1 pseudogene is annotated in these 255 nt (G+C 38.4%); it reads right to left on the minus strand.

The features are described from left to right. Positions 1-255 (minus strand): annotated as a pseudogene (locus tag NE665_RS24475) (transposase); the annotation flags it as partial.

Consider the following 255-nt stretch of genomic DNA (forward strand, 5'->3'; position numbering starts at 1 on the left):
ATTATATACCTTGTTTTCCCAGCCATTCAATCCAGCATCTGCACAGACGATGAATCGGCTGAACTGAAAGTCCTTTTCGATTTGTTTTTCGAGTTCTCTCAAAGAAAACTGTTCGTTCTTGTTTCCTCCAAACGTCATATCAGCGATAGGCAGACCATTTGCATCCATAAACAGGCCATATTGAACAATGGGATTCGGTCTGTTTTCTTTTGACTTCCCATATTTAAGAAAATCATTTTCTTCCTCGATTTCAAA

The organism is Clostridium sp. DFI.1.208, from assembly GCF_024463855.1.
Taxonomy (GTDB): domain Bacteria; phylum Bacillota_I; class Bacilli_A; order Erysipelotrichales; family Erysipelotrichaceae; genus Clostridium_AQ.